The organism is Trebonia sp. (assembly GCF_049794275.1).
Classification (GTDB): domain Bacteria; phylum Actinomycetota; class Actinomycetes; order Streptosporangiales; family Streptosporangiaceae; genus Trebonia.
Map to the genome: position 1 here is coordinate 1 of NZ_JBARCR010000379.1, position 3,395 is coordinate 3,395.

At 69.4% G+C, this 3,395-nt stretch carries 4 protein-coding genes and 1 pseudogene; 4 read left to right on the plus strand and 1 reads right to left on the minus strand.

The annotated features are described in order from the left end of the window. Positions 1-312: pseudogene (gene metX / locus WA805_RS10300) on the minus strand (homoserine O-acetyltransferase); the annotation flags it as partial. 97 nt (positions 313-409) lie between these two features. Here metX and WA805_RS10305 point away from each other — a divergent pair. The 4 genes from WA805_RS10305 to WA805_RS10320 form a co-directional block, all read left to right on the plus strand. Further along, entirely contained in the window at positions 410-961 is a 552-nt protein-coding gene (locus WA805_RS10305; protein WP_422281310.1) for an OsmC family protein, read from the plus strand. Between the two features lie 35 nt (positions 962-996). Next, complete coding sequence (locus WA805_RS10310; RefSeq protein ID WP_425242229.1) at positions 997-2,211, plus strand: NAD(P)-binding domain-containing protein; 1,215 nt, start codon at positions 997-999, stop codon at positions 2,209-2,211. Between the two features lie 154 nt (positions 2,212-2,365). Then, positions 2,366-2,605 carry a hypothetical protein gene (locus WA805_RS10315; protein ID WP_422281312.1) on the plus strand — a complete coding sequence of 80 codons (240 nt, stop codon included), beginning with the start codon at positions 2,366-2,368 and terminating at the stop codon, positions 2,603-2,605. 120 nt (positions 2,606-2,725) lie between these two features. Next, a partial coding sequence (locus WA805_RS10320; protein ID WP_425242228.1) for a glycosyltransferase occupies positions 2,726-3,395 on the plus strand: 670 nt, incomplete at its 3' end.

The window sequence follows — 3,395 nt, forward strand, 5'->3', positions numbered from 1 at the left end:
GCCAAGCGCCTTGCCGACCGAGCCATCGCGGTCGGCAGCGCCGAAACCGTCGCGGGTGCTCTCCTGCGGTGCCGTCTTCGCGATGCCCGCGGCGTGGGCGTCGCCGCTGAGCGCGTGGCAGACCAAGACGACGGTGTCCTGCCGGGGTGACAGGGTCCCGTAGGTTTCGTACGCTACGCGAACCGGGTGCAATTCCCGCCCGCAGTCGAGTCGCACCGGGCCGGGCAGGTCAAGGTACTGAGTTTCGACAGTGCCGACCGAACCAAATGGGCCGACCGAGCCGGCCGCGAGCGTCGAGGCTGGCTCCACCATGGGGCTATGTTAGCTTGCCCTGCTCGGTGTATTGTCAAGCAAATCCATAGGGAATCGAATCCAATCCGGAAGTGGCCGTAAGGGAGTATCACCAGACATGACTACTGTTGCCGATAACGGCGTCAACGTGCAGGCACTGCTCGACGCCAGGGACGCGCTGAAGACCGCGCCCGAGGCCGCCCAGTTCACCTGGCGGGCGTCCGCCACGTGGCAGGGCGGCGTGCACAGCCAGATCAAGGTGCAGAGCTTCTTCGGCCTCGGCCAGGAGCAGAGCCACCTGGAAGAGTCCACCTTCGAGGCCGACCACCCGGAGGTCTTCGCGGCGACGGACAAGGGCATCACGCCGATCGAGTACCTCATCGTCGGCCTGGCGAGCTGCCTCAGCGCGGGCGTGGCGTCCGTCGCGCAGAACCGCGGCATCCAGCTGCGCTCGGTCGAGGCAACCGTCGAGGGCGAGCACGACATCCGTGGCATCCTCGGCGCCGACAGCGACGTGCGCAACGGCTTCAACGACGTCAAAGTGACGTTCCACATCGACGCGGACGCGTCGCGCGAGGACATCGAGGCGCTGGTGGCCCAGTCCCAGAAGCGCTCCGCCGTGTTCGACGCGCTGACGAACCCGACGAACGTCACCGTCGAAGTCGCCTGAGGAGCCAGGTCATCGAGCAGCTCACCACGGTCGTCATCGGGGCGGGGCACGCGGGCCTTGCCGCGAGCCACTTCCTCAGCGACCGGTCGATCGATCACGTCGTGCTCGAGCGCGGCGAGGTGGCGAACTCCTGGCGGCGCGAACGCTGGGACTCGCTGCGGCTGCTCACTCCCAACTGGCTAAGCCGCCTGCCGGGCCTTCGCTACGAAGGCCAGGACCCGGACGGCTACATGACCGTGGGAGAGGTGACTGAGCTCATCGAGCGCTTCGCCGCGGCCTCGCGCGCTCCGGTCCGGAGCGGCACGAACGTCACGTCGGTGCGGCGCACCGACGACGGCTACCGCGTGACGACGACCGGCGGCGAGATCCGCTGCCGGACGGTGGTCATCGCGAGCGGCGCCTGCAATCAGCCGTCGGTGCCGCAGTTCGCCGGCGGCGTGCCCGCGTCGGTCGAGCAGTTCACGCCGTTCGACTACCGCGATCCCGCGAAGCTGCCCGACGGTGGCGTGCTCGTGGTGGGAGCGTCAGCGACCGGCGTGCAGCTCGCGGCCGAGATCAAGCGGTCGGGCCGGCCGGTGACCCTGTCGGTCGGGGAGCACGTGCGGCTGCCGCGGCTGTACCGCGGCCGCGACGTGCTGTGGTGGATGGACGCCTCGGGCGTGTGGGACCAGCGATACGACGAACTCGACGACCTCACGCGCGCCAGGCGGCTGCCATCGCCGCAGCTCGTCGGCACCCCCGAGCGGAGCACGCTGGACCTCAACGCGCTCACCGCGCTGGGCGTCGAGCTGGTGGGCCGCTGGGCCATGGTCCGCGACGGCCGGGCGCTGTTCTCCGGCGGGCTGCGCAACGTGTTCTCGCTCGCGGACCTCAAGATGAACCGGCTGCTCGACAGCTTCGACGAGTGGGCGCTCACCAGCGGGCGTGACGCCGAGTTCGACTCCCCAGAGCGCTTCGCACCGACCCTGGTGCCCGCCGCGGCCCCGCTCCAGCTCGACCTGGGCAGCGGCGAGATCGCGGCGATCGTCTGGGCGACGGGCTTCCGCCCCGGCTACGGGTGGCTCGACGTCCCGGTGCTCGACGCGAAGGGCCAGCTGCGGCACGACGGCGGTGTCGTCGACAGCCCGGGACTGTACGCGCTCGGGCTTCCCGTGCTGCGTCGGCGCAAGTCCACGTTCATCTACGGCATCGAGGACGACGCGCGGGAGGTCATCGACCATCTCGCCAGGTACCTGGCCGCGCGCGGCTGATCAGGACCGCCGCTCAATGTGACCTGCTTCACTTAATTCGGTGCGCGTGCAGAGTGAATTCATAGGCTTATCACGGACTCATAACTGTGTCATAGACCGGTCTCAGGGAAGGGGGATATCCATCAGGAATTATCTAAGCCAGAAGGAGGCGAAAATGACTGGTGAATTCCTGTGGATCAACATTCCGCTCATGGTGCTGTTCTTCGGGCTGTGGGTGGGCATCCCGATGTGGATGATCTTCAAGCGCCCGGACCGGCATCCGCGAGAGACCCGCACCGTACCGGCCTACCTGCGGCAGCCGGATTCCGTGGCCGTGCCAGCCCCCGCGCAGCGGTGGTCGCCCGCCCGTGTCCGCGTTGAGCAGCGAGAACTGGTATCGGCAGGCCGCTCCTGATTCCGCGGTGAGCCCAGGCTCGTTAGCCAAAAGGTCGCTCCGATTTACGGAGCGGCCTTTTGCTATGCGGTGAAATACCTGGAAATGACGGGTGCCGCCGGACTGTGCCACACTTCCGGTGTGCTTGGATTCGCGATCGTGTGTGCCGTCAGCGCGGCCGCCTGGATCTACCTGGTAGCCGCCCACGGCGGATACTGGCTGACCAGCCAGCGGCTGCCCGGGGCCCGGCCGGTCCCGCCGTGGCAAACCGGTGCCGGGCCGTGGCCCGCGGTGACGGCGGTGGTGCCCGCGAGGAACGAGGCGGACATGCTGCCGGTGACGCTGCCCGCGCTGCTGGGGCAGGACTACCCGGGAGAGTTCCGCGTCGTCCTGGTAGACGACAGGAGCGACGACGGGACCGCCGGGATCGCGGCCGGACTCGCCGCCAGGTCCGCAGGCGATGGCGGCGCGCCGCTCACCGTGCTCGCCGGGCAGCCCCGGCCGGACGGCTGGGCAGGGAAGGTGTGGGCCATGGCGCAGGGCGCCGCGGCCGCCGCGGCCGAAGCGCCCGAGTACCTGCTGTTCACGGACGCGGACATCGCGTGGGCGCCTGGCGCGCTGCGCGCCATCGTCGCGGCGGCCACCGGCGACGACCGGGCGGTGGTCTCGCAGATGGCGCTGCTCCGCGCGGAAACGGCGTGGGAACGGGTGATCGTCCCCGCGTTCGTCTACTTCTTCGCGCAGCTCTACCCGTTCCGGCGGGTCAACAGCCCGGCCAGCAAGACGGCCGCCGGGGCCGGCGGGTGCATGC